This window comes from Corynebacterium sp. NML98-0116, assembly GCF_001767255.1.
GTDB lineage: Bacteria > Actinomycetota > Actinomycetes > Mycobacteriales > Mycobacteriaceae > Corynebacterium > Corynebacterium pseudogenitalium.
Map to the genome: position 1 here is coordinate 908,359 of NZ_CP017639.1, position 26,495 is coordinate 934,853.

Sequence of the window (26,495 nt, forward strand, 5' to 3'; positions counted from 1 at the left end):
CTCTAACGGGTTGGCTTCAACCGAATGGTGGGCGTCGATAGGAGGGAAAGCGGATTGATGTAAGTGTCTTTCGCGATGAGTGCGCCCCAGTGCAGCCCGTCCTGGAGATGTGCCTGCGGCCCCGTCGGCCGTGCCAGCGTCCCAATCGCATCGCCGAGTTTTACTTCGTCGCCTTGCCGCACACGCGCGTGTACAGGCTGGTACGTCGTACGGATGCCATCTGGGTGATCAATACTGATAATGGGCGTGCCTGCTACCTTGCCTACGAAAGCGACTGTCCCGTTGTCTGCTGCTAGAACAGTGGCTCCGACGCGTAGCGCAAGATCAACCCCGCGGTGCCCCGGCATCCAGTTCTTCTCCGGGATCTCTGCGGGCCGTGTAATCCGGGTCGCGTAGGGCAGCCCCGTGGTGGGGTCGACGTACGCAAGAACCTGAGGCGCCAAGCACCACGTGCAAAGTAGGGGAGCAATGGCCGCGAGTAAGCGTGTGAACATGTGCATGTTGCCATTGAGCCCTGAAACCGCGGTAGTGGACAAGGCTGTGGGCATGCAGCCTGTGGAGAAAAACTGGCCTGTGGATAAAGCTCAGGGTTTGTGCAGGTCAAATTAGGTAATCGAGGGATAGTCGACTATGCTTGGCAAGGCAACTTTTCGAAGTTGACTACGCGCGCCGAATAACGCCAGCTCAGCGTTGGTCCCACAGTATGAGGGTGTTGAGCGGGTGCGGTGCTAGGGCGAGGGATAAAAACCCTTGCAGTACATGAACATTAACCGAACGAGATTACTCCAAAGGAGAAATTCCCATGGCAGTTGTAACCATGCGCGAACTCCTCGACGCAGGTGTCCACTTTGGCCACCAGACGCGTCGTTGGAACCCGAAGATGCGTCGCTTCATCTTCACCGACCGCAACGGCATTTACATCATCGACTTGCAGCAGACGCTGACCTACATTGACGAGGCTTTCGAGTTCGTCAAGGAGACCGTTGCACACGGCGGCACGATCCTGTTTGTTGGTACGAAGAAGCAGGCGCAGGAGCCTATTCAGGAAGAGGCTCAGCGCGTTGGTATGCCATACGTAACGCACCGCTGGCTCGGTGGCATGCTCACCAACTTCCAGACCGTTTCCAAGCGTATCGCCCGTATGAAGGAGCTCCAGGCTATGGACGCTGCTGAGAACGGCTACGCAGGTCGCGGCAAGAAGGAAGTTCTGATGCTGACCCGCGAGCGCCAGAAGCTCGAGCGTGTCCTCGGTGGCATCGCTGACATGACCAAGGCACCTTCTGCTCTGTGGGTTGTTGACACGAACAAGGAGCACATCGCGGTCAACGAGGCAGAGAAGCTGCGTATCCCGGTTGTTGCTGTTCTTGACACCAACTGTGATCCGGACGACGTCAACTTCCCAATCCCAGGTAACGACGACGCCATCGGCGCGGTCAAGATCCTGACCCACATCATCGGCGAGGCAGTCATCGCTGGTAAGCAGCAGCGCGAGGAGCGTCAGCTGGCTTCCGCACGTGAGGCTGCAGGCGACACCGACGCTAAGCACCAGGCAGAGGTTGCAGAGGCCGCTGCTCAGGCAGCCGCATCCGCTGAGGTTTCCGCTGCAGACGCTGCAAAGGCAGCTGCTGAGGCTGAAGCTGCTGCGCCACAGGAGGTTGCACCAGTCGAGCAGCCACACGCTGTTCGCGCTGCAGAGCAAGCTCAGCAGGCTAAGTAACTCCGCTCGCAGGACGCGCGAAACGTGTATCCTGCATAAGCGAGTGTGACACCCCGCGTCCTGTTCACGTCCTGGATTATGGGCGCGAATTGGGCGTGGGGTGTTTTGCTTGAAGCATAATTTTACGACGTATTTATCCACTACTGTACGAGGAGGATCGCCCGAATATGGCGAACTACACTGCTGCTGACGTAAAGAAGCTGCGCGAAACCACCGGCTCCGGCATGCTCGACTGCAAGAAGGCGCTGGAGGAAACCGGCGGCGACTTCGAGAAGGCTGTCGAGCTGCTCCGCATCAAGGGCGCAAAGGACGTGGGCAAGCGCGCAGAGCGCAATGCTCTCGAGGGCCTCGTCGCTGTCTCCGGCAACACCATCGTCGAAATCAACTCGGAGACGGACTTCGTTGCTAAGAATGACGAGTTCAAGACCATCGCTGGCAAGATTGCTGACGCTGCTGCAGCAGCGAAGGCAAACAGCCAGGAGGAGCTGGCAAACGCTGACGTCGACGGCGAGACCGCTCACGACGTTCTTGAGCGCCTCTCCGCAAAGATTGGCGAGAAGCTGGAGCTGCGCCGTGCTGCCACCATCGAGGGTGAGCAGCTGGCGAAGTACCTGCACCAGCGTTCCGCTGACCTGCCACCAGCTGTTGGCGTTTTGGTTGCTTACAAGGGCGACAACGCTGAGGCTGCACACCAGGTTGCGCTGCAGATCGCTGCGATGAAGGCTCGCTACCTCAAGGAAGAGGACATTCCGGCAGAGGTCGTCGAGAAGGAGCGCGCTGTTCAGGAAGAGATCACCCGCAACGAGGGTAAGCCTGAGGCAGCTATCGAGAAGATCGTCCAGGGCCGCATGGGCGGCTTCTTCAAGGACGTTGTTCTTCTGGACCAGCCGTCACTTGCTGACTCCAAGAAGACCGTGAAGCAGTTCACGGAGGAGAGCGGCATTGAGGTCACCGACTTCGTTCGCTTCGAGGTTGGCCAGGCATAAGCCTGATGCTTTTTACCGTCGGCGTTGAGGGGTTACCCTCCGCCGGCGGTTTCTTTATGCCCGGTTGCTACAAACCGGACTGAGATCGCTAAGATCGGTCGAGAACAGAATTGTCCTCTACGGCTCGAATTGGCCAACTCTCAAGGAGTGTCCTCACAGTGTCAGAACTTGCGTCTACCCGCACAGGATTCAAACGCGTCATGCTCAAGCTGGGCGGTGAAATGTTCGGCGGTGGAAAGGTTGGTATCGATCCGGACGTCGTCGAAAGCGTTGCTGCACAGATTGCCGAAGTCGCCCAGTCCGGAACCGAAGTAGCGGTAGTGATTGGCGGCGGCAACTTCTTCCGCGGTGCAGAGCTGCAAAAGCGTGGCCTTGACCGTGCACGCTCCGACTACATGGGCATGCTCGGCACGGTGATGAACTGCCTGGCGCTCCAGGACTTCCTGCAGCAGAAGGGCGTCGACTGCCGCGTTCAGACTTCCATCAATATGGCGCAGATCGCTGAGCCCTATTTGCCGCTTCGTGCAGTGCGTCACCTGGAGAAGGGGCGCGTCGTCATCTTCGGTGCTGGCATGGGAATGCCGTACTTCTCTACGGATACCACCGCCGCGCAACGCGCCCTGGAAATTGGTTGCGAGGTGCTCCTGATGGCGAAGGGGGTTGACGGAGTCTACGACGACGACCCTCGAACCAACCCAGACGCACAGCTCTACAGCGAGGTTTCTCCCCGCGAGGTGCTCGAGAAGGAACTCAAGGTTGCCGATGCCACCGCGTTTTCGCTGTGCATGGACAACAACATGCCGATCCTCGTGTTCAACCTGCTCAAGGAAGGCAACATTGCCCGCGCGGTATCCGGCGAGCAGATCGGTACCCTTGTTTCCTAAGAATTAATCGGGCAGCCCAAAATGTTCGACGGTGCGCGCTACCGAAAGTAGCGCGCGTCCGCCAACTGTGACTGACCCAAGGTGGAGCGCCCCGACTGCGACAGCGGGGCTGCCCATCACATTGAACAGCGTGCACCAGGGCGTCCACACTGTTTGTTGGTAAAAGCTCTCATCCGGGGCGAGGGAAGAGAAGTAGCCAATTGGTGGGGGATCAAACGCAATCGTGGGGGTGAGCACGATATCCACGTCCCACTCGTGCTGTACGTGTCTTAGTAGGTGCGCGAAGTGGTCATTCGCTGAAAATAGTTCTTCTGGAGTTACTGCGCAACCTTGTGCGTGCATCCATGCGAGGTAGTGATTGTCGAGTGGCTCTACGTTGCGGAAGCTGCTCGTGATGCGATGTCTGAAGTGCTCAAACGTTGATTGTGCATCCGCATAGGGGCGAAGAGACACTACATCATGGTGTTTCCCGAGCTCACGTGCAGCGGCCTCTAGGGCATCACCGCGGCTCGTTGAAACAGTGGTGTTGGCGAAGAGGCCGTCGATAAGTACTCCGATGCGCAGTTTGCGTACCGCGGTGGGGTGATGTCCGTACAACTCAAACTGGTCTGCGACGCTGCGCGTGATAAAACCATTCGCGACTGCCCCGCGTGTTCCAGGCTTGTAACCAACGGCACCGCAGGCTGCAGCCGGGACTCGCAAGGACCCTCCAGCGTCCGTGCCGTGTGCAGCACGGTACAGCCCACTGCCCACGAGCACTCCGGCGCCTGCTGAAGAACCACCGGGCGTGCACCCAGGGAACATGGGGGACTCTAAAAGTGGTGAGTGGACTTCTTCGGCGTAGCACGTCGCCCCTAGCTCGGCTGTCAGTGACTTTCCAGGGATGGCTGCCCCAGACTCAAGCAGTGCTGCGACGATTGGGCTGTGCTCTTCCGCGATGACGCTGCGTGACGGGTTGCCGTGCGAGGTGGGCATTCCAGCGACATCCGTTCCGTCTTTGATGGGGATTTGCCACGATGAAAGTCGGCCCTCAGCAGTGCGCAATGGAGTCGGGTGTGTATAGACCATCGCGGCACTGGCGGGGGAGTAAAGCATGGGGACAGTCTAGGCGTAACTTGCCTTGAATTCTGCCGTTCCCCGTCAAGCCACGACACGGCTGGGAGTGAAACGCTGGTAGATTGGTGTGCGACTTATTTGTCCCGAACGCTTTGTACAGAAGAAGTGGAGTAAAAATGATTGATGACGTGTTGCTTGATGCCGAAGAGCGTATGAGCGCTTCTGTCGATTTCACCCGCGATGACCTCGTAACGATTCGGACTGGTCGCGCTAACCCTGCCATGTTTAATGGCGTCATGGCTGATTTTTACGGTGCACCAACCCCGATCAACCAGATGGCGACGATCTCTGTTCCGGAGCCACGCATGCTGCTGATCAAGCCGTACGACATGTCAACGCTCAAGGAAATTGAGACTGCCATCCGCAACTCTGATCTCGGCGTCAACCCGACCGATGACGGGCAAGTCATTCGCGTCACGATCCCACAGCTGACGGAAGATCGTCGCCGTGACCTGGTCAAGCAGGCCAAGCAGAAAGGTGAGGACGGCAAGATCGCTATCCGTAACGTCCGCCGTCACGGTATGGAAGCACTGAAGAAGATCCAGAAGGACGGCGACGCCGGCGAGGACGAAGTGCAGACCGCAGAAAAGGCACTGGACAAGACCACCCAGGGCTACGTGGCACAGATCGATGAGCTAGTTCAGCGCAAGGAAGCCGAGCTGATGGAGGTCTAAGCAGACCTTTCGATGAATAGAAAGCACCGCTACGTGAAACACTCGACAGATCAGTCAGGACCATCGGGCTGGCCCCGCATCGCGCCGCCCAAGCCGAAAAATGATGCGGGTCGCGACCTGCCAGCCGCCATCACGACCGGGGTCATCCTCGGCGCTGTGGTGATCGCTGCTGTGTGGGTTGGCCCTATGGCCTGGTATCCGCTTGTCGCCATCGCTGTAGCAGGTGGGATGTGGGAGGTGCTTACCCGTCTGCGGGAAGCGGGCTACCAGCAGCCGCGCACACTGCTGATCATCCTCGGTCAGATCATGGTGTGGTCCTCCGCTGCCTACAAAACCGCTGGCGTAGTTGGCGCTTTCGCGTTCACAGTGCTGTTCCTGATGTTTTGGCGGCTGTTCGACCACGGCAGGCACCAAACGCCGACCAACTATCTCCGCGACACCGCCGTGGGAGTGTTCGTCCTGGCGTGGATTCCACTGTTTGGAAGCTTCGCTGCGATGGTTTCACTTATCGACGAAGGCTCCGTCAGTGGTTCAGCGTTTATTGTCGCGTTCATGTGCTGCGTGGTGGCGTCTGACGTTGGGGGGTACGCTGCAGGCGTGATGTTTGGTGCGCACCCGATGGCGCCGGCTGTAAGCCCGAAGAAGTCCTGGGAAGGATTTGCGGGCTCGATGATATTCGGGATCATTGCAGGCGTCGCGGTGGTCACGCTACTGATCAAGGGCCCGTGGTGGATGGGGATCCTTTTGGGTGCCGCACTGGTTATGTGCGCCACTATGGGTGATCTCGTCGAAAGCCAATTCAAGCGTGAACTCGGTATCAAGGATATGTCCCAGATACTGCCTGGACACGGCGGAATCATGGATCGCTTAGACGGTATGTTGCCAGCAGCGTGCGCAACGTACATTCTGCTCAGCGCTTCCGCATTGATGAATCCGTTCTAACGTGCAAAGATGGGGCAATTATGACTGAGACCCCAACACTGCCACTTCTGACCCCAAAGTTTGGTATGCCGCCGAAGCACTTCGCTGATTTGTCGAGCGAAGAGCGCATCGAGGCCCTGAAGTCCCTTGGTCTGCCGAAGTTCCGTGCGGACCAGATTGCGCGCCACTACTACGGCAAGTTTGAAGCAGATCCCCTCACGATGACGGATCTGCCTGCCGCACAGCGCGAGAAGGTAAAAGAGGCTCTTTTTCCGACGTTGCTGACTCCAGTACGTCGGGTAGAGACCGATGAGGGGGACACCACCAAGACGTTGTGGCGGCTGCATGACGGCATTCTCCTGGAGTCTGTGCTGATGCGGTACAAGGACCGTGCGACTCTGTGTATCTCCTCACAGGCGGGTTGCGGAATGGCTTGTCCGTTCTGTGCGACCGGTCAGGGCGGTCTCGATAGAAACCTGTCAACTGCGGAGATCGTCGATCAGGTGCGAGCTGCAGCAGCCATGATGCAGGAGGAAGGCTCCCGTCTTTCCAACATCGTCTTTATGGGGATGGGAGAGCCGCTGGCGAACTACAAGCGCGTGGTCAGCGCAGTACGCCAGATCACGAGTCCAGCGCCGCAGGGATTCGGGATTTCTCAACGCAACGTCACTGTGTCAACGGTTGGTCTCGCGCCGCAGATTCGAATGCTTGCCGACGAAGGCCTCTCCTGCACGCTCGCGGTTTCCTTGCACACCCCTGATGACGAGCTGCGCGACACACTGGTGCCGATGAACAACAGGTTCTCCGTGCAGGATGTGCTGGACGCAGCCCACTACTACGCGGATACAACAGGGCGCCGCGTATCGATTGAGTACGCGTTGATTCGTGACATCAACGATCACGATTTCCGCGCCGACATGCTCGGCAGGAAGCTGCATCAGGCGCTAGGGCCGCTGGTACACGTCAACCTTATTCCACTGAACCCAACTCCGGGCTCGAAGTGGGACGCGTCCCCGAAGGCACGCCAGGATGAGTTTGTTCGTCGTGTGATTGCGCAGGGTGTGACGTGCACTGTCCGTGACACGAAGGGTCAGGAGATCGCTGCGGCCTGCGGCCAGCTCGCGGCGGAAGGCGAGTGACGTTGCGCCGAGTTTAGGTGCGCGAAAACGGCGCCACCCTCAACCTGTGAGTGGGGTGGCGCCGTTTATTGCTATTCGGTGTAAAGCGCGAAACTAGTGAATGCTCTGCTGCTGTGCACCGCGCAGTGAATTGAGACGCGCCGGATCGATGTTGAGGGCGCGCAGCTCGCGCTCATCGAGCTCGGCGTATGGGCCGGTCATCGTCTGCTGCGCGTAAATCCAGTCCGGCTCCTTGTGGCCAGCAGGCTTGTTGTGCGAGGTGACCGTGCGCACCTGGCTGAGCTTCGGCTGCAGTCCGTGGAAAATTAGTGCAACTGCAATCAAAACTGCAAATGCGAGCAGCCAAATCGTTTCTACGTGGCCGTGGTGGTTACCGAAGTTGTACGCGAGCAAGAAGATCACCGAGATCCACCCTGCGAGTTGAATCGTGCGCGGCTTGAACGCGCTCCACCCGAAGCGGGCGGAAGGGACGTCAGCTTCAGAAACGCCGTTATATACCTGTGGAGCTTTGTCCTGAGGGTGAGCCACTGCCATTCTCCTTGAGCTGTAGTCGTCCGCATCGGTTCGCATTACTGTGTATGCGCCCGGGGGCGGACATGCTAAATCTGTGTGTACTGTGCATTATCTTTTCATATTGCAGGGCGCGATGGCACTGTGTAGCCCCCAATGAGTTCAAACTTTCGCATCATGTACGTGAGGGCCAGCGGGGGAGGTGCGCCTGTGGGTGCGATGTGTGGTGGTGGGAATGACAGAGTATCCCCACGGTCGTATGTGCACATCTTGTGTATGCACCACGACGAGCGGTGGTCAAAAATACTTTAAGGAGAAACTAAGTATCTATTTTTGTCGTGACGTGCCACAATGGAGGTTGTGAAAAAGGTTCTGATTCTTGGATCGACAGGCTCTATCGGCACACAGGCTCTCGATATCATTCGGAAGCACCCTGAAGACTTTGAGGTTGTCGGCATCGCGGCAGCAGGGCACAACCCTGAGCTTGTTATCCAGCAGGCACAGGAGTTCAATCTGCGCCCAGAACAAATTGCAGTGCAGCAGCTCGACCCTGCGAAAGATGTTTCTCGCGCTGTAGGTGATGTCATTATCACAGGTGAGGACGCCGCTGCGGTTCTCGTTGAGATGCAAGACGCAGACATCGTGTTGAATGCACTTGTCGGTGCGGCAGGTCTTGAGTCGACGCTTGCGACGCTTCGCAAGGATGGCGTGCTAGCTCTGGCGAACAAGGAATCACTGGTTGCTGGCGGTCAATTCGTCATGGAGAAGGTGAAGCCTGGACAGCTCGTGCCGGTCGATTCTGAGCACTCTGCGATGGCCCAGTGCCTGCGCGCAGGGAGCCGTGCTGACGTTTCACGGTTCGTCCTTACTGCTTCGGGAGGCCCGTTCCGGGGGTGGACCCGCGAGCAGATGATGGAGGCAACTCCGCAGCAGGCCGGGCAGCACCCGACGTGGTCGATGGGCACTATGAACACCTTGAACTCCGCCACGATGGTGAACAAGGGACTGGAGCTGATCGAGGCGACGCTGCTGTTTGGTATTGCGCCCGACATTATTGATGTCGTGGTGCACCCGCAGTCGATTGTGCACTCTGCTATCACGTTTGCCGATGGTGCGACGATTGCGCAGGCTTCGCCGCCGTCGATGATGTTGCCGATCTCCCACGCCCTTGCTTGGCCGGAGCGTATCCCGGGTGCACAGCCAGCGCTGGACTTTTCGCAGGCGAGTGAGTGGACGTTTGAGCCGCTCGACGACGAAGCTTTCCCCGCGGTGCGTCTCGCTCGGGAAGCTTCAGCGATGGGGGACCCATACCCAGCGGTGTACAACGCTGCGAATGAGGTGGCGGTGGAAGCATTCCTTGCAGGCAAGATTCGTTTCCCGCACATCGTTGACGTGATTGGATATGTCCTTGACGCGGCAGGGGCGTTTGCTTTTGCGCCGACATCTATCGAAGATATTCTTCACGTGGATGCTGGTGCACGCCGGGCGGCAAAGGAAGTAATCGCCCAGCTGTAAACCAGCCTGAAAGGCAAGGAGCAGCGAGTGGGCGTTGTAGGAATCATACTTTTTGCCCTGGGTATTACAGTCTCTATCGCGCTCCATGAGGCCGGACACATGTTTACCGCACGCGCGTTTGGGATGCGCGTGCGGAGATATTTTGTGGGCTTTGGGCCGAAAGTGTGGTCCGTCAAGAAGGGGGAGACGGAGTACGGCATTGCGGCACTGCCTCTCGGCGGATTTTGCGATATCGCAGGGATGACCGCGCAGGATCCTGTCACTGAGGAGGAAGCTCCCGTTGCGATGTACCGCAAGCCGTGGTGGCAGCGCATTGCCGTGCTGAGCGGTGGCATCGCGATGAACCTGCTGATCGGGGTTGTGGTGCTGTACTTCGTCGCTGTATTTGCTGCAATCCCGAACCCGTACGCTGACCGGACCCCAACCGTAGGTGAGCTGCAGTGCGCTCCCGACCAGATTGATGAGACTCATCTGGCAGAATGCACCGGTAATGGGCCTGGCTATGATGCAGGTTTGCGTGAAGGGGATAAGCTACTCGCCGTTGATGGGGAGGAGCTCACCACGTTTCCAGCGTTGAGGGATTATGTGATGCAGCGTCCGGGGGAAACAGTCACGCTTACTGTGATGCGTAACGAGCAAGAGCTTGATATTGCAGTTCCACTCGCGACCGTGTCCAGGATCGATCCAGCGACCGGTGCGTCCTTTGAAGCGGGGGCGATCGGTGTCACTAGCGCGCCAGTGGAAGACGCGATGCGCCAGTTCGGTCCGCTCGAGGCTGTGCCAGCTACGGCTGCGTTTACGGGCCAGATGCTGAATGCGACTGTCCATGGCCTTATCGCGTTCCCGTCGAAGATTCCTGGTGTTGTGGCTTCAGTTTTTGGTGCTGAGCGAGAGCTTGACGGTCCAGTTAGTGTCATCGGCGCTTCTCGCGCAGGCGGGGAGTTAGCGCAACAAAGCATGTGGTCGATGTTCTGGATGATGTTGGCGAGTCTCAACTTCTTCCTCGCGCTGTTCAATTTGATTCCCTTGCCGCCCCTGGATGGTGGGCATATAGCAGTAGTCCTGTATGAGAAGATTAGGGATGCGCTTCGCAGGTTGCGGGGGCTCGATCCTGGTGGCCCTGCGGACTACCGCAAGCTGATGCCGGTGACATACGCGATGGCCGCTGCACTGCTGACGATTGGTGTATTTGTGATGCTTGCGGATGTGGTCAACCCAATCAAGCTGTTTGGGTAGCAGTGCTAGAGTAAGCAACTATGAATCTTCCCATCGGTTTAGGTATTCCTGAAGGCCCAGCGCCAACGCTCGCACCTCGTCGAAAGACTCGTCAGCTGATGGTTGGCGGTGTGGGAGTTGGGTCGGATCACCCGATCACGGTCCAGTCCATGACCACGACGAAGACACACGACATTAATGCTACGCTGCAGCAGATCGCGCAGCTGGCTACCGCGGGCTGTGACATTGTGCGCATTGCCTGCCCGAAGACAGTTGACGCAGATGCTCTTCCAGCGATTGCGGCGAAGTCACCTATCCCGGTGATTGCGGACATCCATTTCCAGCCGAAGTACATCTTCGCAGCGATCGATGCCGGGTGTGCTGCAGTGCGGGTGAACCCGGGCAACATTAAAGAGTTTGATGGTCGTGTGAAGGAAGTCGCTAAGGCTGCAGGGGACGCTGGTATCCCGATTCGCATTGGTGTCAACGGTGGCTCGCTCGATAAGCGCCTGCTGGAGAAGTATGGCCGGGCCACCCCTGAGGCGTTGGTTGAATCCGCGATCTATGAGGCTGGCCTGTTCGAGGAGTACGGCTACGGCGATATCGCCATCTCCGTGAAGCACTCTGACCCAGTGCTCATGGTGGAGGCGTACCGCCAGCTCGCTGAGAAGACCGACTACCCGTTGCACCTCGGCGTGACTGAGGCCGGCCCGAAGTTCATGGGCACTATTAAGTCCTCCGTCGCATTTGGCGCGCTGCTTTCACAGGGCATCGGCGATACAATTCGCGTTTCGCTCTCTGCGGACCCGGTGGAGGAGATCAAGGTCGGTGACCAGATTTTGCAGTCGCTGAACCTGCGCCCGCGAAAGCTTGAGATTGTCTCCTGCCCGTCCTGTGGCCGCGCACAGGTGGATGTGTACAAGCTCGCTGAGGAAGTGACTGCAGGCCTCGAGGGCATGGAGTACCCGCTGCGCGTAGCTGTCATGGGTTGCGTCGTCAATGGTCCTGGCGAGGCCCGCGACGCCGATCTGGGCGTGGCTTCCGGCAATGGCAAGGGGCAGATCTTCGTGAAGGGCGAGGTTGTTGAGACCGTTCCTGAGTCGAAGATCGTCGAGACGCTCATTGCCCATGCGCAGCGAATTGCTGAGGAAGAGGGGCTCGAAGAGGTCGAGGGCGCACGCGCAGAAGTCAAGGTTACGCGCTAGATAGTCTGCTCGCGGGGAGTGGCGCAGGCGACGTTTGCTCAGTGACCTTGGTATTTTAGGTCCATGCAACGTCTCCTCGCTTTGCTCCTGAGCGTAGTTTTCACGGGCGCGCTGGCCACCGCCTGCACACCGCGCCCGAATGATGTTGAGCCCGTCGCTCGTGAGTTTCTTGACGCCCTCGTGAGTCTTGACGGGTCTAATTTTCAAGATCTTGTCGACGTCCCCTCCGACGCCAACGCATCATTCCTAGAAACGGTCGAAGGGCTCCAAGCTGAGGCGCTGGAGGCGACGATCAACGACGTCAATCAAAGTGACAACCTAGCTACCGTCTCGTACCACTTGAGGTGGGGCCTGCCGAAAGAACGTACGGTCGAGTATGACTCGCACATGACGCTGACCCAGATCGGCGAGAAGTGGACCGTTCGTTGGCAGCCCAGCATTTTGCACCCACGTCTTGGTGCGCAGCAACATCTGGAACTGCGCCCTGTGGCCGCATCCAAGGCGAGCGTTGTCTCCTCCGATGGGGTAGAGCTGCTGCGGCCTGGTACTGCGTTCCGCATTCTGGTTGAGAAGCATGCCGTGCGTGACATTCCGGACACCGCACGCCGTATTTCGTCCTTCCTCCAAGATGCCCGTGGCAAATCTTCTGCCGTGGCAGACATTCCGGCCGACGAGCTCGAACAGAACCTCGCCCAGGCTCAGGGAACGTATTCGGTTGCGATGGTGCCTGCGGAGTTCGGTGACGCCGCTAAGGCGGCGTTTAGCTCCGTGCCTGGAGTGCGCATCAACGAAGAAGCGGCCATGGTCAACATCGAACCTGATTTTGCGCCGGATATGCTTGCCCGCGTTGGTGAGTTGGTTCGCGAGGACCTTATCGGTGACGACGGCTGGAGCGTGAGCGTTGTCAACGAGCACGGCGCCGTGTTGGAAGATGTTGAGCGACACGCACCTGCACCCGCTCCAGCTATTGAGGTAAGCCTTGACCACAGCGTGCAATTGGCAGCTGAACGAGCGTTGGAGTCCTACGCGGGGCGGCAGGCAATGATTGTTGCTATCCGCCCGTCGGATGGTGCGGTGCTTGCCGTTGCGCAGACTCGTGACGCTGACCGTGAAGGCAATCTTGCCACGATGGGCCAGTACCCACCGGGATCGACGTTTAAGATCATCACGGCGGCGGCCGGTCTTGAGCGACAGGCCCTTACACCAGGTAGCACGGTGCCGTGCCCGGGGACCATGAACCTGTATGGCAGGACCGTCACGAACTACGCCGGATTCTCTCTGGGCAACGTCTCATTACAGTCGGCCTTTGCACACTCGTGCAACACGACATTCGCCGATATTTCGACGAAGCTCGCCCCAGGTGAGCTCCGAGATATAGGCAAGCAGTTCGGGCTTGGGCTCGATATGAAGATTCCAGGCCTGGAGACGATCACCGGCTCCATCCCGGTAGGCGAGGAGCCACTCGACCGAACAGAGGCCGGGTACGGGCAGGGCCATGACCTTGCGAGCCCGTTCGGGATGGCACTCGTGGCTGCGTCTGCGGCGAATGGCTCAATGCCGATCCCCTACCTGATTAAGGGAGCGGAGACTGAGCTGAGCGAGTCTGCGCCGCGTATGCCGGATGAGGCATGGCACCAGCTCCAGGAAATGATGGCGGCGGTGACCGCCCCGGGTGGTACCGCGGCGGGAATGACCGCCGGTGGTGATATCCGCGGCAAAACCGGTGAGGCCGAAATCAACCAGGGGTCGCATTCGTGGTTCACCGGCTACCGTGTCGACGATGACATAGCATTCGCTGCTTTGGTCGTGCTTGGCGGTGGATCGGAGGCTGCAGTCGCGTTGACGAATTCGATGCTGGTGAATCTTGACCAGTCGCGCGGGGGTTAGTTCGACCTCAGTAGGCAGGTACTACTATGGGGCGCATGAGCAAACGAGGAAAACTAAAGCAAGAAGCGTCCACTCCAATCCGGAAGGTTCCGAAGGACATTGAACGTCCCGAGTACGCCTGGAAGGACGATGTACAGGAGAACATCGGCGAGCCGTACGTGCAGGACGCCGCGACGATTGAGAAGATGCGCGAGAGCTCCAAGATCGCCGCGAATGCACTGGCGGTTGCGGGTGCAGCAGTAAAGCCTGGCGTGACGACGGATGAGATCGACCGCGTCGCCCACGAGTACATGCTTGACCACGGTGCGTACCCGTCCACCCTCGGGTACCGTGGCTTCCCGAAGTCGTGCTGCGTGTCTTTGAACGAGATCGTGTGCCATGGCATCCCGGATACTACCGTGATTGAGGACGGTGACATCGTCAACATTGACGTCACCGCGTATAAGAATGGTGTCCACGGCGATACGAATGCGACGTTCCTCGCCGGCGATGTCTCCCAGGAGCATAAGGATCTGGTCCAGCGCACGTACGAGGCGATGATGCGTGGTATCAAGGTGGCGAAGCCTGGCCGTGAGATCAACGTGATCGGCAGGGTGATCGAGTCCTATGCGAAGCGCTTCGGCTACAACGTGGTAACCGACTTCACTGGCCATGGTGTTGGCCCAACGTTCCACAATGGACTCGTGGTGCTCCACTACGACTCCGATGCCTACCGGGACATCCTGGAGCCAGGCATGACGCTGACTATCGAACCGATGATCAATCTCGGCGCGCTGCCGTACGATATTTGGGATAACGGCTGGACGGTGCAAAACCGCGACGGCAAGTTCACGGCCCAGTTCGAGCACACCTTGGTAATTACCGAGGACGGCAACGAGATCCTTACCATCCCGGACAAGGACGTTGCGGAGGGACAGTTGATGTTGGGAGCGTAAACAGCTCCTAAAGGCGCTGAATCGCTGTTGGTGTTTGTCCTAAGACGCCAGCAGCGATTGTTTTTACCGAAAAGAAAACTGCCCTGCCGCGTGTTGCGACAGGGCAGAACCCGTTTCCTGAGAAGCAGATCTTAGAGCTTGATCAGGCCGTTGTAGGAAGCGAAGTTGAAGCCAGCGATGATCAGGCCAACGAGTGCACCGATGCCGGCGATGACGGTGCCGTCAATCCAAGCGCGTGCCCACTGAGGGACAGCCGCAGCGTCAGTCTCTTTACCGAACGCATCGGTGACGTAGAAAGGCTTGTCGGTGTCATCGTAGTAGTGGGAGGAACCAGCGCCAGAGAACAGGCCCTTGGTGCCCTCGGAGATGACCTTGCCGGCTTCCTTGTCGCCTTCCTGCTTGCCCGTGAAGATTACCTGGCGGTCAGCCTTAGGCTTAGGCGTCTCGGTGGCGGTTGGGACGGTCTCTGGCTTTGCAGGAGTATCGGTCTTCTCTGCTGCGGAAGCGGTGGCAATGCCGCCAAGATCGACAGTCAGTGCGGTTGCGGAAGCAACAGCTGCGGTGCGGAAGTTACGCATTGAGTTTCCTTCTTTCGAAATTTATTGATTCAGTTGCGGAAATCCGCGATTACTTACTTGGCTGCTGGCAGACCGTGAACAACGAAGTTGTATGCAGGTCCAACGATCAGGCCGACTGCTGCAGCGACGGAGGTGAACACGGTGAGGACGTAGCCCAGCTGTGCCCACTTTGGCTGCCCTTTAAAGTTATCCTTGGAGGAGCCGAAGATCTCGCGACCGTCTGCAGGGTTTGCCTGGACCTTGCCGTCCTTTTTCTCCCAGGCTTCAAGGCTGTGGCCGATCTTGGTGGAGGAGCCGCCCAGACCCTTGGAATCTTCAATCACCTTCGGGGCGTGGGTGGTGGTCGGAGCTGGTGTGCTCTCTTCAGCAATAGCGACGGTTGCGGAGCCGAATGCTACAGCGACTGCGGTAGCGCCTGCGAGGGCTGCCTTACGGAAATTACGCATGAAACGAAATCCTTCTCTGATAGTTACTTACAAGACGTCCGGGTGGAAGTTCGGAGAAATCCAGAACCCGTGAAGGCCCTAGGACCGATAGCAAGCCCCATGTGGACTCTGCCCGGTGTCGGTGACCTACTTTAGACCAACGCGACCAAGTTTGCACAAGTTATCCCAAAAAATCCGTGAGAGAACTTTCAGTAAGCCCGCGTATGGCCTGCTGCACCAACAGGGGAATCGTCGCGCGCGTCACATGCGTTACACGTGGTCAAGTCACCTGGGAAAATGCGTGCAGCTATTAGGGGTGCCTTGCCTAGGTTCAATGCCACCCCGTTTTGGGGTGGCGGCAAGTTTTACTCGCCGATAAATGCAAGTTCAAGACCAAGAAGCGCGTTTTCGATGACTTCTGGCAGGGCGGGGTGGATCCAGTATTGCTTACGTACAACTTCTCGAAGGTCCATGTCGAACGCCATGATGGTGATCAGCTGCTGGACGAGCGTGGAGGCTTGTGGACCAATAAGATGGGCACCCAGGAGTCTCCCAGTTTTCTTGTCGGCGACAAGCTTTACGATGCCTGAGGTGTCCTCGAGTGCCCACCCGTAGGCGACGTCGCCGTAGTTCTGTTGTTTCACAGTGACGTCGTAGCCTGCGTCTTGGGCCTCCTTCTCCGTGAGGCCAACTGTGGCGATCTGTGGCTCGGTGAAGACGGCGAATGGGACATGCTCGTGTGGCATGGTGCGGTACTCGGATTCTGGGGCGCCATTCATCGCCGCCAGTAGGTTGTGGCGCACGGCACGCATCTCCGCGTTAGCTACATGCTTGAGTTGGTACGGAGAGGACACGTCACCGAGGGCCCACACGCCAGGGCAGGTGGTGCGCCCGTAACTATCGACGGCCACGCGACCGTCTTTTTCCATATCGATGCCCGATGCCTCGAGCGACATTTGGTCGCCGTTCGGGATACGGCCCATGCCAATCAGGAGGTGCTCGCTGGTGATGGTGGTGCCGTCGTCGAGCGTGAGGGTTACACCGTCGTCGTTGTGTTGAGCGTCGCGGACGTTGCCGAAGTGGACGTCGAAACGCTCTTGGGCGAGCTCATTGAAGCGCTGCGTGATGTCCTTATCTAACGTGCGCAGGAATGGTGAGCGATTGATCACCGTGACCTTGGTGCCGAGGGCGTCAAAGACGTGAGCGAACTCCATCGCGATGAAGCCACCGCCAACGATTGTCAGTGATTTGGGGAGCTCCGGCAGGCGCATGATGTCCTCGTTGGTGTGGAAGGGGACTGCCTTTGCCCACTCAGGGATGAAGGGGCGCGATCCCGCGGCGATCACAACTTGATCCGCGGAGATCGTGCACGCGTCATCGCCGATACCGGTGGAGATTGTCTTTGGGGCGACGAACCGCGCGTGTTGGTCGAAAACGGTGACGTTGGGGCACTCGTCGCCGCGGCGGTAGGCTTCGCCGCCCTCAGCGATCTTGTCGATGCGCTCGGTGAAGACACGGTCGATGATGGATGGCCAATCGACGCCTCGATATTCGAGGTCAACACCGAGCTTCTTGGAAGTGCGGGCCTGGTAGGCGGCGTCGGCGGCGAGGACGTACATCTTTGTAGGAATGCAGCCGACGTTCAGACACGTGCCGCCGAAAGTACCTTCCTCGACGATGGCTACCTTCTTATCGTCGAACTCTGGCGTAAGGATCGAGTTACCGGAACCGGTGCCAATAATAATGAGGTCAAAGTGTTCGTCTACGTGAATGCTCATTGGTTACTCCTTAGGTGTTGTGAGGGTCTGCAGCCACTGGATGGAGGCGCGATAGGCGGCTGTGCGTGAGTACGGCTCAGAGAGGAACACGTCGTGGCGGGCGCCATCGATGGCGACGGTGGTGGTGTCGTCCGCAACGTGGGGTGCCCAGTAGCTGATCTGGTCGACGTCCAAGATGGTGTCCGCGGTATCGGCCGCCGGGGTGTATTCGTTTTTCAAAAAAGAATGCGAGGAATGCAGGACCAGCGTTGGAACACCAGCGTTGACTGTTCCCGAGTGAATCTTTGCCTGCGCCTGAAGTACAGCGCGCATCCAGCCGAAATATTTCCGATGCCCGGAGATCGGTTTCCACTGCTTGTTGAAGGACCATGAACCATGATCCTCGTAGTGGAGAGATTTACCGTAGGCCGTAAGACTTCCGCCGGGGAGCGGGAGCAGTGGGACCACTCGCCCCAAAACATTAATGACTGGTTTGAATGCCGTCGTCAGCGCTTTCGGAAACTGCAGGTCAAGCCAGGGGCTGTTCAGAATGATGCCCGCTATTAGATCGTGGACTTCGGGGTTGTTACGGCGCATCTCATCGGCCCAGAGAGGCGCGATAAGACCACCCGTAGAGTGTGCGAGGAGTACCACCTGGCCGTGTTCCTGGGCTACGTACTGCACCGCTTTCGTGATTTCCGGGAAATAGTGGGACATATCCCGGGTGTAGTGCCAGCGCTCCCCTCGCTGCCGTGAGCGCCCGCAGCGACGAAGGTCGAGTGCATAAAATGGATAACCCTGTTCGTGGAAGTGTTCGGCCACATGATCCTGGAAAAAGTAATCGGACATGCCGTGAATCCACAGTAAGGCTGGTTGTCCAGGTTTTGACGGTGGCGCTGGGCTCATTCGTACGAGTGTCGCTACGACCGGCTGGTGGGTATCAGGGTCTTCCCCGAGGGGGAGCGTAAGTTGTTCGAATCCGTCCCCCAATATGTCTGGTTGCCAGTGGTTGCTCCTAATTTTGGCCATGTAGGAATGGTAACGGACTGGCTAGGAACTTGCTTGGGCTGCGCAAGTAGCCATGTTTACGATTTGGTCTAGGGGGTGGGGGCGGGTGTAGGGGGTGGGGTGGCTGCAAGTATGAAGCAAAAACAAAATGTGGGCATAAGGGGTAACGTAAGGTGGAAACTGTTCAGCCAACAAGCGTATGGTTAGAGAGGTTACGCACCTGCCTGAGGTGTGCGTTGCACTCGTACAACGATATGGATCGAAGAGGGAATATTACTAATGTCTGAGACGGGCAACATCCAGTACGTTGATGAGGTTGACGTACTGCATATCGGCGCCGGAATTATGAGTGCCACGCTGGGAGCAATGATCCGGGAGCTTGAGCCGGAGTGGACTCAAGCAGTGTATGAGCGACTTGAGGGGCCAGCGCAAGAGTCCTCGTACCCGCTCAACAACGCGGGTACCGGGCACTCTGCGCTGTGTGAGTTGAACTACACGCCTGAAAAGAATGGGCAGATTCAGATTACAAAGGCGCTCGCGATTAATGAGAAGTTCCAGATCGCGCGCCAGTTCTGGTCCCATCAGATCGACAATGGCAAGTTGGGGGACCCAAGCGAGTTCATTCACCCAGTCCCACACGTTTCGTTCGCGCAGGGGCAGGACCAGATCGACTACCTGCGTCGCCGTTACGAGGCCTTGTCTGCGAACCACATGTTCCCGGGGATGCAGTTCTCGGCGGATGAAGACAAGTTTGCTGAGAAGCTTCCGCTGATGGCGAAGGGCCGCGACTTTGGTGCTGAGCCTGTTGCAATTTCCTGGATGGACGCGGGTACTGACATTAACTACGGTGCGCTGACTCGCCAGTTTTTCGACGCCTCCGAGAAGGCTGGTACCCAGATCCACTACGGGCACGAAGTAGTGAATCTTAAGCGCGAGGGCAAGCTGTGGAATGTCACCGTCCGCAATGTCCACACAGGCGACAAGCATGTCGCGCGTGCCCGTTTCGTGTTCGTGGGTGCGGGTGGTTACGCGCTCGACTTGCTGCGTAAGGCAGGCGTGCCGGAGGTGCACGGTTACGCTGGGTTCCCGATTTCCGGCATGTGGCTGCGCACCAACAACCAGGAGCTGGTCGCACAGCACCAGGCGAAGGTGTACGGCAAGGCAAAGGTGGGCGCGCCCCCAATGTCCGTTCCTCACCTTGACCTCCGCGTTGTTGACGGCGAGCAGTCACTACTGTTTGGCCCGTACGGTGGTTGGAGCCCGAAGTTCTTGAAGAAGGGCTCGTACTTGGACCTGTTTAAGTCGATTCGTCCGGATAACATTCCGTCCTACCTTGGTGTCGCTGCGTCAAACATCGGCTTGGTGAAGTACCTGGTGGAGGAGGTCTTCCGCGATTTTGACGGCAAGATCGACGTGCTGCGTCAGTACTACCCGGAGGTAAACCCTGCCGACTGGGATGTGGCTGTCGCAGGCCAGCGTGTCCAGGTGATTAAGCCGGCACGTGCACCGAAGTTTGGTTCGCTCGAGTTCGGTACCGCACTGGTCAACGACCAGGATGGCACGATCGCAGGCATCCTGGGTGCATCGCCGGGTGCGTCGATTACCCCGGCAGCGATGATTGAGCTGCTGGAGCGTTGCTTCGGCGAGCGCATGGTCTCCTGGGGCGACAAGCTGCGCGAGATGTTCCCAACCTACGGCGTATCGCTGCGCGAGGACAAGACAGCGTACGAGAAGCAGTGGGAGTGGACGCAAAAGACGCTTGGTCTGCAGGCGTAGTAGCCGCTTGAAAGTATTGGCCACACAGCTTCCGGTTGTACCGGCGGCGTGTGGCTTTTTACGTTCCGCAGAACGTCGTGAATGCGCCGTCAGGTTCCTTCTCGAGCATCCACGGCTCCCCGGCGTCCGGGTCGTATGGGTGGGTGACTGCCTGGAGCAAAGCGGTGAACGGACTGTAGTCGCCAACGTGCTCGACCGCGTCGAGTGCGTCTTGTAGCGCGAAGTTTTTCGGCACATACAACGGACCTGGGCGTCCGTTGACGCCGTGTTTACGGTTGTAGGCGGCGAGGTCGTCGACACCTCCTAATGCATCGAGGCCTTCCGGTCCGAACCAGCGCTTGGTGGCGCCCTCCCAGCGCTCAGGGATAGTGGTAAGGATCTCGTTGGCCCGTGATTCCGGCATCAGCGGTAAGAGTGCTTCCGCAAGACGTACGAGGTTCCACACAATCACGTTTGGCTGGGCTCCGAAGCAGTAGCGCCCATGCCGATCGATGGATGAGAAGCATGAGTGCGGGTCAAACCCTTGGGTGAAAGCGCAGGGCCCGTAGTCGATGGTTTCGCCGCTGAGTGCGGTGTTGTCCGTGTTCATGACGCCGTGCACGAACCCGTATCTCATCCACTGCGCAACCAGTTCGAGCTGCTTGTCGACGACCACCTCCAGCAGCCTTTCCGCGGAATCGAATCCTGCGGCGTGCACGACGGCTTCCAAGAGCTCATGGGACTGGGTCGCGGCGTACTGCACCGAGCCAACGCGTAGGTGGGAGCGCGCGACGCGGACCACAATGCCCGCTGGAACGGGGCCACTGCTGCGCATGACTGTCTCACCAGTGCTGATAACGGCGAGGGCGCGTGTGGTCGGAACTCCGATTGCGTGCATATGTTCCGAGACCAGGTACTCGCGCAGCATTGCGGTCAGTGGGCCTTGCCCGTCGGAGCCCGGGCGGGAGAAAGGGGTGCGCCCGCTTCCCTTGAGCTGGATCTCGTACCCGTTGCGGTCGCCGAGGAGGGTTGCGCGGCCGTCGCCAAGCAGGGGCACGAACGCGCCGAATTGGTGGCCTGCGTAGGCGGTTGCAACGCCGCCCGTCGCACCTGTCATCCAGGCGATGCCCTCATCGCTTCGGAGCCACTCCGTGTCGAGGTCGAGCTCGGACGCGACTGACTCGTTGAGGTAGCTCACCTGGGCGTTGGGGAAGTGCGTGGGCGCCACCGTGCCGACCATGCCTGGGAGTGTTTCCGCAAAGTGTTGGTGGAGCTCGGGGTAATGCATGCCAACAGCCTAAACTGTCTGGGCAAGGAGCAAAAGGAGAGAACATGCAGCAGTACCTGGTGTTGACGCAGTGGGAGGTAAGTGGCCGTGCGCGCGCTTGACCGGCTGATCTGGGAGCAGGCGAGTGAACTCGAGGGGTTCGAGTCAGCCGACATGCTCATCGTGTGCAACGACCCGACCGGGGCGCTTGTGCGTGCCGGAGTGGAAAGCGGGAAGCGCGTCATCGTCGCGGACACGGACTACTCCCGCTGCCAGCAAGCAGCAGCGTTGGGCGCAGCGGTCGTCGGTGATCAGCGCCTCGATGAGTACCTGGCGGGGTTGTCCGGTTCGTGCGTTGCGTTGGGAGAGATGCCGAAGTCGCTCGCGCGCCTTGACTACCTCGCGCGCAGTATCGCGGGTGCAGGGTTTACGCAGGCGGACGTCGTGTTGGGGGCGAACAACAAGCACCTGAGCCGCACCATGAATAGTGTGCTGGCGCAGTCCTTCGTTGAGGTGCACGCCACGCGGGGGAGAGGTAAATTCCGCTGCCTCGCGGCGCGTGGCCCAAAGCCTGTGTCCTACACGCTGGTAGAAGAAAACGGGTTCGTTGCCATCGGAGGCGTCTTCGCGGGGGCGCGGGCGGACTACGGCGGGCAGCTGCTGCGGTCGTGTCTTCCGGACGCCCCCGGCGCGCTATTGGACCTCGGTTGCGGCAATGGGGCTGTTTCAAAGGGGCTTGAGGGGGAGGTGTGTGCCACGGATGCTGATGCGGACGCGGTGCTTTCCGCCCGCGCGATCGGTATTGACGCGACCTGGGATGATGCCGGAAGCAAGTTTGCCGACGCCTCCTTCGACACCGTGGCGCTCAACCCTCCATTTCACGCGGGCACGACCGTGGACACGACGCTGGTGGAGCATCTGCTGAACGCATCGCATCGCCTGTTGAAACCGGGCGGTCAGCTCTTCATAGTGTTCAACTCGCACCTGCCGTACCGTGCCCAGGTCGCGAAGCGTTTTGCACAGGTGGAGCAGGTGGCGAGGAACTCGAAGTTTACGGTGCTGACAGCTCGTCGATAAGGCGTTGCTGTTCGTCGAGGTACTCCATGGCGGGCTCGCGGAACGTGAAGTTTCGCGTGCGCTTCACGCTGTCGCGCAGTGCGTCGACGTAGTGCTGGCAGCGGCCGGCAAGCCCGCGGTCACCGGGGGAGCGCTCGAGCTCCTCGATGCCGGTGGTGAGCATCTCGAAGGTGACCTGTTGCGTGGGTTCGGTAAACCAGCACTCAGGCCCAAGACCGTAGATGCCGAGGGAATCGCGCACCGCAGGTGCGGCCTCTGCCTCGAGGCGCTGCGTGAACTTCGTGTTCGGCGCGTACTCGACGACGCGGGCAAGCCCCTCGGACACCATCACGGCGTTGACGAATTGGCCGTCGCGAAACACTCCGGCAAGTGTGCGCCCGTAGCGGTCGGTGCGCTCCTGGTCGTATTCGAGGCGTACGCCCGTGCCTTCGGGGAGGAGCTCCTCGAGACGCCGGGTTGCGTCGTCAGCTAAGCACTCGCCACGCTCCGGAGTGTCAATCCCGAGCAGGCGAACGCGCTCTTGCCCAGCGGGGCCGTCGACAACGATTGTGTCGCCATCGACGACGCTCGCTACGCGTACTTCCGGGGCATCGACTTGCTGCCAGACCCAGCTGCCGACAGCGAGCAGCACAATGGCGGCGAGGAGCCCAAACACCTTTTTCATAGCATGGCCACCAGCACCGTGAAGAGCGTGTACACCACGACAGCGGCCAGCATCCGTACCAAGTACCGTTTGCCCAGCTGCTGCCCACGGTTGATGATGAGGCGAGTCGGCCGGGACGGAACTGAAATTGCGGCCATCGGATCGCTCGGGGCGTTGTAGACGCCTAAGAAGAATTCGTCATCAGCTCGGGCAATCTCCTCCGCATCGGGCTCGACCTTCTTCGAGGACGTCAGCCGCACCATCAGCACGAGACTGCCGACGACAACCAGGATGGTGAACGCCACCCAAACAGCGGGGGCCAACCACTGTATGTGAGCAAATGCTGGCAGGCGCGTTGTCACGTCGCTGACGAGAAACGCGACAGCAACCGCTACCGCGAACCACCCCAAGAAGCGCCACGTCAGGTGCACAACCTGTTCTACCCGCTGCGCAACACTCACCGAGTACGGTACGGAGGGACTCCCAGGGACCGGCTGTGGCTGTGCAAGTCCACGTGGAGGAAGGCACGCCAACATTAGCAGGGCAGTTCCTGCTGAATACAGCGGCATCATCAGCACGTGCAGTGGCGTCTTCGGCTCCCAACTATCCGCCTGGCCCGACGCGTCAAAATGCGTCGCAACAGGGTCAGGAATACTGTCCCAGTACAGCAGCAACAGCGCCACGTGCGCTAGCAGCACAATGGCGGCAACACCCCACGGTTTCCAGTTCACCGGCGCACCCATCTACGTCCCTTCCACCACAAGCGTCAGCACCAAACCATTCACCTCGACAGCATAGCCCGCGGCCTCGGCAACCTCGGCGATTTCACTTATCGACGCCACCTCCGGCCCACACGCCAATGCCCTGGCCAACAGCCCCTTGTAATGCTTATTGAAGTGACTGACCACCTTGCGCGACCCATCCGGGGCAACGGACTCCACCCGGACCGTCACCGCACCATCGACAGGCCCCAGCTTCTCGTACGCGCCAGAGCGCATATCCACCACGAACGGCTCCAGCGAAAGCGCCTCCGAAATCGCTGACCCCCAGCGAGCCCGCATCGTCGGCAGCGACCCATCCGCAGCCGGAACCTTGGACGAGGCAGAGACCCGGTAGCGCGGAATCATGTCATCAGCACGCACAACACCGAACAGTGCCGAGCCAACCGCCAAACGGCGAATCGCAGCATCCGGCAACGTCTCAGGATCAAGCGCGTCATACAACACCCCCGTATAGCGATAAATCGCAGGCATCACCGGACCAGTGCGCAGCGACTGATTCTCCACCGCCTCCTCCCGCTTCGTTTTCGGAATTTTTAGCAGCGCCATCATCTCGTCCACGTCCATTGCGGAGAGGTCGTCGAAAAGCGAAGCGCGCACCGAATCAAGGGTAGGGAAGGAGACAGACATGGCGTCGCGCTCGCCGCCGGGTGCCTTCGTCTCGGAAGGAGGGAGCAGGATCAACATGCAACTCACCCTAGCGCTAAGATATGCCCCATGATTACACGCCTGTCAGAGCTCTTCCTGCGCACGCTGCGCGAAGACCCAGCCGATGCCGAAGTCCCAAGCCACAAACTGCTCGTCCGAGCAGGCTACGTCCGCCGCGCCGCGCCGGGCGTCTACAACTGGCTCCCACTCGGGCTTCGTACCCTGCGCAAGATTGAAGGCATCGTCCGTGAAGAAATGGATGCTATGGGCGCACAAGAGCTGTTGTTCCCGGCACTTCTGCCACGCGAACCATACGAGCTGACCAACCGCTGGACCGAATACGGCGACGACCTGTTCCGCCTCAAAGACCGCAAGGGCGCCGACATGCTGCTCGGCCCAACCCACGAAGAGATGTTCACCGCGGCAGTCAAGGACATGTACTCCTCCTACAAGGACTTCCCGGTCACCCTCTACCAAATCCAGACCAAGTACCGCGACGAAGCACGCCCCCGTGCCGGCATCTTGCGCGGCCGCGAGTTCGTGATGAAGGACTCCTACTCCTTCGACATGTCGGACGAAGGCTTGGACAACTCGTACGCCAAGCATCGCGAGACCTACCAGCGCATCTTTAACCGCGTTGGCATCCGCTACGAGATCTGCAAGGCAACCTCCGGAGCGATGGGTGGCTCCGCATCCGAGGAGTTCCTTGCGTACTCCGAGAACGGTGAGGACACCTTTGCTGTGTCGACCGCGGGAGATTACGCCGCCAATGTTGAGGCAGTGACCACGGTTGCACCTGAACCACGCCCGATTGAAGGGCTGCCGGAGGCCGTCGAGCACGACACCCCAGCTTCCGAGACCATCGCGGCACTCATGGAGTGGGCACAGGAAGCAGGAGTGCTTATCGACGGCCGCCCTGCCGAAGCCTCCGACACCCTGAAGTGCATGATGATCAAGGTCGACGACCCACGCGTGCTCGACGACAACGGTAAGCCGGTCGGCCCGCAGCTCGTCGGCGTTGTGATCCCGGGCGATCGCGAGCTCGACGAAAAGCGCCTGGAAGCTTCCCTGGAACCAGCCACGTTTGAGCTGGCCAGCGACGAGGACTTCGCAAAGAGCGACTTCCTGGTGAAGGGCTACGTCGGGCCACGCGCACTGCAAGCCAACGGTGTACGCGTCCTCGCGGACCCGCGCGTGGTGGAAGGTTCCGCGTGGATCACCGGTGCAGACGCCCCGCAGAAGCACGTCGTCGGCCTCGTTGCTGGCCGCGACTTCACCGTTGACGGGTTTATCGAAGCCGCCGAGATCAAGGAAGGCGACCCCTCACCGTCCGGCAACGGCACTGTGAAGCTCGCCCGTGGCATCGAACTGGGCCATATCTTCCAGCTTGGTCGCAAGTACACCGAAGCGATGGACGTGCAGATCCTGGACGAAAACGGCAAGCGTGCTGTCCCTACCATGGGTTCCTACGGTATCGGCATCTCCCGCATGATGGCCGTCGTTGCCGAGCAGAAGCACGACGAAAAGGGGCTTGTGTGGCCAGCTGCAGTCGCGCCGTACCAGGTGCACGTCGCCGTTGCGAACAAGGACAAGGCAGCCATGGAAGCCGGCGACGCACTCGTGCAGGAACTCAGCGACAAGGGCATTGAGGTTCTTTACGACGACCGCCCAAAGGTGTCCCCGGGCGTCAAGTTCAAGGATGCCGAGCTGCTCGGCATGCCGTTCGTTGTGATCCTCGGTCGCTCGTTCGCCGACGGCATCGTTGAGCTTCGCATCCGCGGCGGCGAGACCCTTGAGGTCCCAGCTGGTGAGGTTGTGGCGAAGCTGCAGCAGCTCATCGCCGAAAGCTAATTC

General features: G+C 59.3%; 25 protein-coding genes. 14 read left to right on the top strand and 11 right to left on the bottom strand.

Features of this window, described 5'->3' with window-relative positions; genetic code table 11:
• Window positions 1-2: 2 nt before the first annotated feature.
• On the bottom strand, window positions 3-494 hold the full coding sequence (locus BJP05_RS03960; RefSeq protein ID WP_141742244.1) for a M23 family metallopeptidase: 492 nt from the start codon (window positions 492-494) through the stop codon (window positions 3-5).
• A 308-nt stretch (window positions 495-802) separates the two neighbouring features.
• Between BJP05_RS03960 and rpsB the strand changes: the two genes are divergently transcribed.
• From rpsB to pyrH, 3 genes are all read left to right on the top strand, one after another.
• On the top strand, window positions 803-1,717 hold the full coding sequence (gene rpsB / locus BJP05_RS03965; protein WP_070362281.1) for a 30S ribosomal protein S2: 915 nt from the start codon (window positions 803-805) through the stop codon (window positions 1,715-1,717).
• 167 nt (window positions 1,718-1,884) lie between these two features.
• Window positions 1,885-2,703: a translation elongation factor Ts gene (tsf, locus tag BJP05_RS03970; RefSeq protein WP_070362282.1), complete on the top strand. Its 819-nt coding sequence runs from the start codon at window positions 1,885-1,887 to the stop codon at window positions 2,701-2,703.
• 200 nt (window positions 2,704-2,903) lie between these two features.
• Window positions 2,904-3,587: a UMP kinase gene (gene pyrH / locus BJP05_RS03975; protein WP_070362283.1), complete on the top strand. Its 684-nt coding sequence runs from the start codon at window positions 2,904-2,906 to the stop codon at window positions 3,585-3,587.
• Window positions 3,588-3,590: 3 nt separating this feature from the next.
• Here pyrH and BJP05_RS03980 read toward each other — a convergent pair whose 3' ends face one another.
• Window positions 3,591-4,682, bottom strand: coding sequence for an amidase family protein (locus BJP05_RS03980; protein WP_240492800.1), 1,092 nt, complete (start codon window positions 4,680-4,682; stop codon window positions 3,591-3,593).
• Window positions 4,683-4,819: 137 nt separating this feature from the next.
• Between BJP05_RS03980 and frr the strand changes: the two genes are divergently transcribed.
• Genes frr through rlmN form a run of 3 tightly spaced genes read left to right on the top strand, consistent with a single transcriptional unit; the run spans window position 4,820 to window position 7,437 of the window.
• Window positions 4,820-5,377 (top strand): ribosome recycling factor, encoded by a 558-nt coding sequence (gene frr, locus BJP05_RS03985; RefSeq protein WP_070362284.1) that lies wholly within the window; start codon window positions 4,820-4,822, stop codon window positions 5,375-5,377.
• A 12-nt stretch (window positions 5,378-5,389) separates the two neighbouring features.
• Window positions 5,390-6,319 carry a phosphatidate cytidylyltransferase gene (locus BJP05_RS03990; RefSeq protein WP_083433144.1) on the top strand — a complete coding sequence of 310 codons (930 nt, stop codon included), beginning with the start codon at window positions 5,390-5,392 and terminating at the stop codon, window positions 6,317-6,319.
• Between the two features lie 20 nt (window positions 6,320-6,339).
• The gene (rlmN, locus tag BJP05_RS03995) at window positions 6,340-7,437 is read left to right on the top strand and encodes a 23S rRNA (adenine(2503)-C(2))-methyltransferase RlmN (RefSeq protein WP_070362285.1); all 1,098 of its coding nucleotides are present in this window, start codon (window positions 6,340-6,342) and stop codon (window positions 7,435-7,437) included.
• Window positions 7,438-7,530: 93 nt separating this feature from the next.
• Here the strand turns inward: rlmN and BJP05_RS04000 are convergent, their stop codons facing one another.
• Window positions 7,531-7,971 carry a DUF2631 domain-containing protein gene (locus BJP05_RS04000; protein ID WP_070362286.1) on the bottom strand — a complete coding sequence of 147 codons (441 nt, stop codon included), beginning with the start codon at window positions 7,969-7,971 and terminating at the stop codon, window positions 7,531-7,533.
• A gap of 327 nt (window positions 7,972-8,298) precedes the next feature.
• Between BJP05_RS04000 and dxr the strand changes: the two genes are divergently transcribed.
• The 5 genes from dxr (at window position 8,299) to map (ending at window position 14,704) form a co-directional block, all read left to right on the top strand.
• Window positions 8,299-9,462, top strand: a complete 1,164-nt coding sequence (gene dxr, locus BJP05_RS04005; protein ID WP_070362287.1) for a 1-deoxy-D-xylulose-5-phosphate reductoisomerase — start codon at window positions 8,299-8,301, stop codon at window positions 9,460-9,462.
• Between the two features lie 27 nt (window positions 9,463-9,489).
• Window positions 9,490-10,698 (top strand): RIP metalloprotease, encoded by a 1,209-nt coding sequence (locus BJP05_RS04010; RefSeq protein ID WP_070362288.1) that lies wholly within the window; start codon window positions 9,490-9,492, stop codon window positions 10,696-10,698.
• 20 nt (window positions 10,699-10,718) lie between these two features.
• Window positions 10,719-11,882, top strand: coding sequence for a flavodoxin-dependent (E)-4-hydroxy-3-methylbut-2-enyl-diphosphate synthase (gene ispG / locus BJP05_RS04015; protein WP_070362289.1), 1,164 nt, complete (start codon window positions 10,719-10,721; stop codon window positions 11,880-11,882).
• Between the two features lie 63 nt (window positions 11,883-11,945).
• On the top strand, window positions 11,946-13,769 hold the full coding sequence (locus BJP05_RS04020) for a penicillin-binding transpeptidase domain-containing protein (RefSeq protein ID WP_070362290.1): 1,824 nt from the start codon (window positions 11,946-11,948) through the stop codon (window positions 13,767-13,769).
• Between the two features lie 35 nt (window positions 13,770-13,804).
• Window positions 13,805-14,704: a type I methionyl aminopeptidase gene (gene map / locus BJP05_RS04025; protein ID WP_070363487.1), complete on the top strand. Its 900-nt coding sequence runs from the start codon at window positions 13,805-13,807 to the stop codon at window positions 14,702-14,704.
• Between the two features lie 131 nt (window positions 14,705-14,835).
• Here the strand turns inward: map and BJP05_RS04030 are convergent, their stop codons facing one another.
• The 4 genes from BJP05_RS04030 to BJP05_RS04045 form a co-directional block, all read right to left on the bottom strand.
• On the bottom strand, window positions 14,836-15,282 hold the full coding sequence (locus BJP05_RS04030) for a hypothetical protein (protein ID WP_070362291.1): 447 nt from the start codon (window positions 15,280-15,282) through the stop codon (window positions 14,836-14,838).
• A gap of 53 nt (window positions 15,283-15,335) precedes the next feature.
• The gene (locus BJP05_RS04035; RefSeq protein ID WP_070362292.1) at window positions 15,336-15,728 is read right to left on the bottom strand and encodes a hypothetical protein; all 393 of its coding nucleotides are present in this window, start codon (window positions 15,726-15,728) and stop codon (window positions 15,336-15,338) included.
• A 344-nt stretch (window positions 15,729-16,072) separates the two neighbouring features.
• Entirely contained in the window at window positions 16,073-17,485 is a 1,413-nt protein-coding gene (mtr, locus tag BJP05_RS04040; RefSeq protein WP_070362293.1) for a mycothione reductase, read from the bottom strand.
• Between the two features lie 3 nt (window positions 17,486-17,488).
• Window positions 17,489-18,493: an alpha/beta hydrolase gene (locus BJP05_RS04045; RefSeq protein ID WP_070362294.1), complete on the bottom strand. Its 1,005-nt coding sequence runs from the start codon at window positions 18,491-18,493 to the stop codon at window positions 17,489-17,491.
• Window positions 18,494-18,751: 258 nt separating this feature from the next.
• Here BJP05_RS04045 and mqo point away from each other — a divergent pair, with 258 nt between their 5' ends.
• Complete coding sequence (gene mqo / locus BJP05_RS04050; protein WP_070362295.1) at window positions 18,752-20,248, top strand: malate dehydrogenase (quinone); 1,497 nt, start codon at window positions 18,752-18,754, stop codon at window positions 20,246-20,248.
• 58 nt (window positions 20,249-20,306) lie between these two features.
• Here the strand turns inward: mqo and BJP05_RS04055 are convergent, their stop codons facing one another.
• On the bottom strand, window positions 20,307-21,515 hold the full coding sequence (locus BJP05_RS04055; protein WP_070362296.1) for a protein adenylyltransferase SelO family protein: 1,209 nt from the start codon (window positions 21,513-21,515) through the stop codon (window positions 20,307-20,309).
• An 87-nt stretch (window positions 21,516-21,602) separates the two neighbouring features.
• Between BJP05_RS04055 and BJP05_RS04060 the strand changes: the two genes are divergently transcribed.
• Window positions 21,603-22,571 carry a class I SAM-dependent methyltransferase gene (locus tag BJP05_RS04060; protein WP_070363488.1) on the top strand — a complete coding sequence of 323 codons (969 nt, stop codon included), beginning with the start codon at window positions 21,603-21,605 and terminating at the stop codon, window positions 22,569-22,571.
• Here the strand turns inward: BJP05_RS04060 and BJP05_RS04065 are convergent.
• Genes BJP05_RS04065 through yaaA form a run of 3 tightly spaced genes read right to left on the bottom strand, consistent with a single transcriptional unit; the run spans window position 22,546 to window position 24,680 of the window.
• Window positions 22,546-23,235 (bottom strand): thermonuclease family protein, encoded by a 690-nt coding sequence (locus tag BJP05_RS04065; protein ID WP_070362297.1) that lies wholly within the window; start codon window positions 23,233-23,235, stop codon window positions 22,546-22,548. The two genes, BJP05_RS04060 and BJP05_RS04065, sit on opposite strands and share 26 nt — an antisense overlap.
• Window positions 23,232-23,957 (bottom strand): DUF1648 domain-containing protein, encoded by a 726-nt coding sequence (locus tag BJP05_RS04070; protein ID WP_070362298.1) that lies wholly within the window; start codon window positions 23,955-23,957, stop codon window positions 23,232-23,234. Before BJP05_RS04070 ends, BJP05_RS04065 begins: the two co-directional genes overlap by 4 nt.
• Window positions 23,958-24,680, bottom strand: a complete 723-nt coding sequence (gene yaaA, locus BJP05_RS04075; RefSeq protein ID WP_070362299.1) for a peroxide stress protein YaaA — start codon at window positions 24,678-24,680, stop codon at window positions 23,958-23,960.
• Window positions 24,681-24,710: 30 nt separating this feature from the next.
• Between yaaA and BJP05_RS04080 the strand changes: the two genes are divergently transcribed.
• Window positions 24,711-26,492: a proline--tRNA ligase gene (locus tag BJP05_RS04080; RefSeq protein ID WP_070362300.1), complete on the top strand. Its 1,782-nt coding sequence runs from the start codon at window positions 24,711-24,713 to the stop codon at window positions 26,490-26,492.
• Window positions 26,493-26,495 lie beyond the last annotated feature (3 nt).

What these genes read in the sequence shown, in the direction of transcription:
- BJP05_RS03960 (WP_141742244.1), bottom strand. Translation starts at nt 494, where the DNA reads ATGTTCACACGCTTACTCGCGGCCATTGCTCCCCTACTTTGCACGTGG.
- rpsB (WP_070362281.1), top strand. Translation starts at nt 803, where the DNA reads ATGGCAGTTGTAACCATGCGCGAACTCCTCGACGCAGGTGTCCACTTT.
- tsf (WP_070362282.1), top strand. Translation starts at nt 1,885, where the DNA reads ATGGCGAACTACACTGCTGCTGACGTAAAGAAGCTGCGCGAAACCACC.
- pyrH (WP_070362283.1), top strand. Translation starts at nt 2,904, where the DNA reads ATGCTCAAGCTGGGCGGTGAAATGTTCGGCGGTGGAAAGGTTGGTATC.
- BJP05_RS03980 (WP_240492800.1), bottom strand. Translation starts at nt 4,682, where the DNA reads ATGCTTTACTCCCCCGCCAGTGCCGCGATGGTCTATACACACCCGACT.
- frr (WP_070362284.1), top strand. Translation starts at nt 4,820, where the DNA reads ATGATTGATGACGTGTTGCTTGATGCCGAAGAGCGTATGAGCGCTTCT.
- BJP05_RS03990 (WP_083433144.1), top strand. Translation starts at nt 5,390, where the DNA reads ATGAATAGAAAGCACCGCTACGTGAAACACTCGACAGATCAGTCAGGA.
- rlmN (WP_070362285.1), top strand. Translation starts at nt 6,340, where the DNA reads ATGACTGAGACCCCAACACTGCCACTTCTGACCCCAAAGTTTGGTATG.
- BJP05_RS04000 (WP_070362286.1), bottom strand. Translation starts at nt 7,971, where the DNA reads ATGGCAGTGGCTCACCCTCAGGACAAAGCTCCACAGGTATATAACGGC.
- dxr (WP_070362287.1), top strand. Translation starts at nt 8,299, where the DNA reads ATGGAGGTTGTGAAAAAGGTTCTGATTCTTGGATCGACAGGCTCTATC.
- ispG (WP_070362289.1), top strand. Translation starts at nt 10,719, where the DNA reads ATGAATCTTCCCATCGGTTTAGGTATTCCTGAAGGCCCAGCGCCAACG.
- BJP05_RS04020 (WP_070362290.1), top strand. Translation starts at nt 11,946, where the DNA reads ATGCAACGTCTCCTCGCTTTGCTCCTGAGCGTAGTTTTCACGGGCGCG.
- map (WP_070363487.1), top strand. Translation starts at nt 13,805, where the DNA reads ATGAGCAAACGAGGAAAACTAAAGCAAGAAGCGTCCACTCCAATCCGG.
- BJP05_RS04030 (WP_070362291.1), bottom strand. Translation starts at nt 15,282, where the DNA reads ATGCGTAACTTCCGCACCGCAGCTGTTGCTTCCGCAACCGCACTGACT.
- BJP05_RS04035 (WP_070362292.1), bottom strand. Translation starts at nt 15,728, where the DNA reads ATGCGTAATTTCCGTAAGGCAGCCCTCGCAGGCGCTACCGCAGTCGCT.
- mtr (WP_070362293.1), bottom strand. Translation starts at nt 17,485, where the DNA reads ATGAGCATTCACGTAGACGAACACTTTGACCTCATTATTATTGGCACC.
- BJP05_RS04045 (WP_070362294.1), bottom strand. Translation starts at nt 18,493, where the DNA reads ATGGCCAAAATTAGGAGCAACCACTGGCAACCAGACATATTGGGGGAC.
- mqo (WP_070362295.1), top strand. Translation starts at nt 18,752, where the DNA reads ATGTCTGAGACGGGCAACATCCAGTACGTTGATGAGGTTGACGTACTG.
- BJP05_RS04055 (WP_070362296.1), bottom strand. Translation starts at nt 21,515, where the DNA reads ATGCATTACCCCGAGCTCCACCAACACTTTGCGGAAACACTCCCAGGC.
- BJP05_RS04065 (WP_070362297.1), bottom strand. Translation starts at nt 23,235, where the DNA reads ATGAAAAAGGTGTTTGGGCTCCTCGCCGCCATTGTGCTGCTCGCTGTC.
- BJP05_RS04070 (WP_070362298.1), bottom strand. Translation starts at nt 23,957, where the DNA reads ATGGGTGCGCCGGTGAACTGGAAACCGTGGGGTGTTGCCGCCATTGTG.
- yaaA (WP_070362299.1), bottom strand. Translation starts at nt 24,680, where the DNA reads ATGTTGATCCTGCTCCCTCCTTCCGAGACGAAGGCACCCGGCGGCGAG.
- BJP05_RS04080 (WP_070362300.1), top strand. Translation starts at nt 24,711, where the DNA reads ATGATTACACGCCTGTCAGAGCTCTTCCTGCGCACGCTGCGCGAAGAC.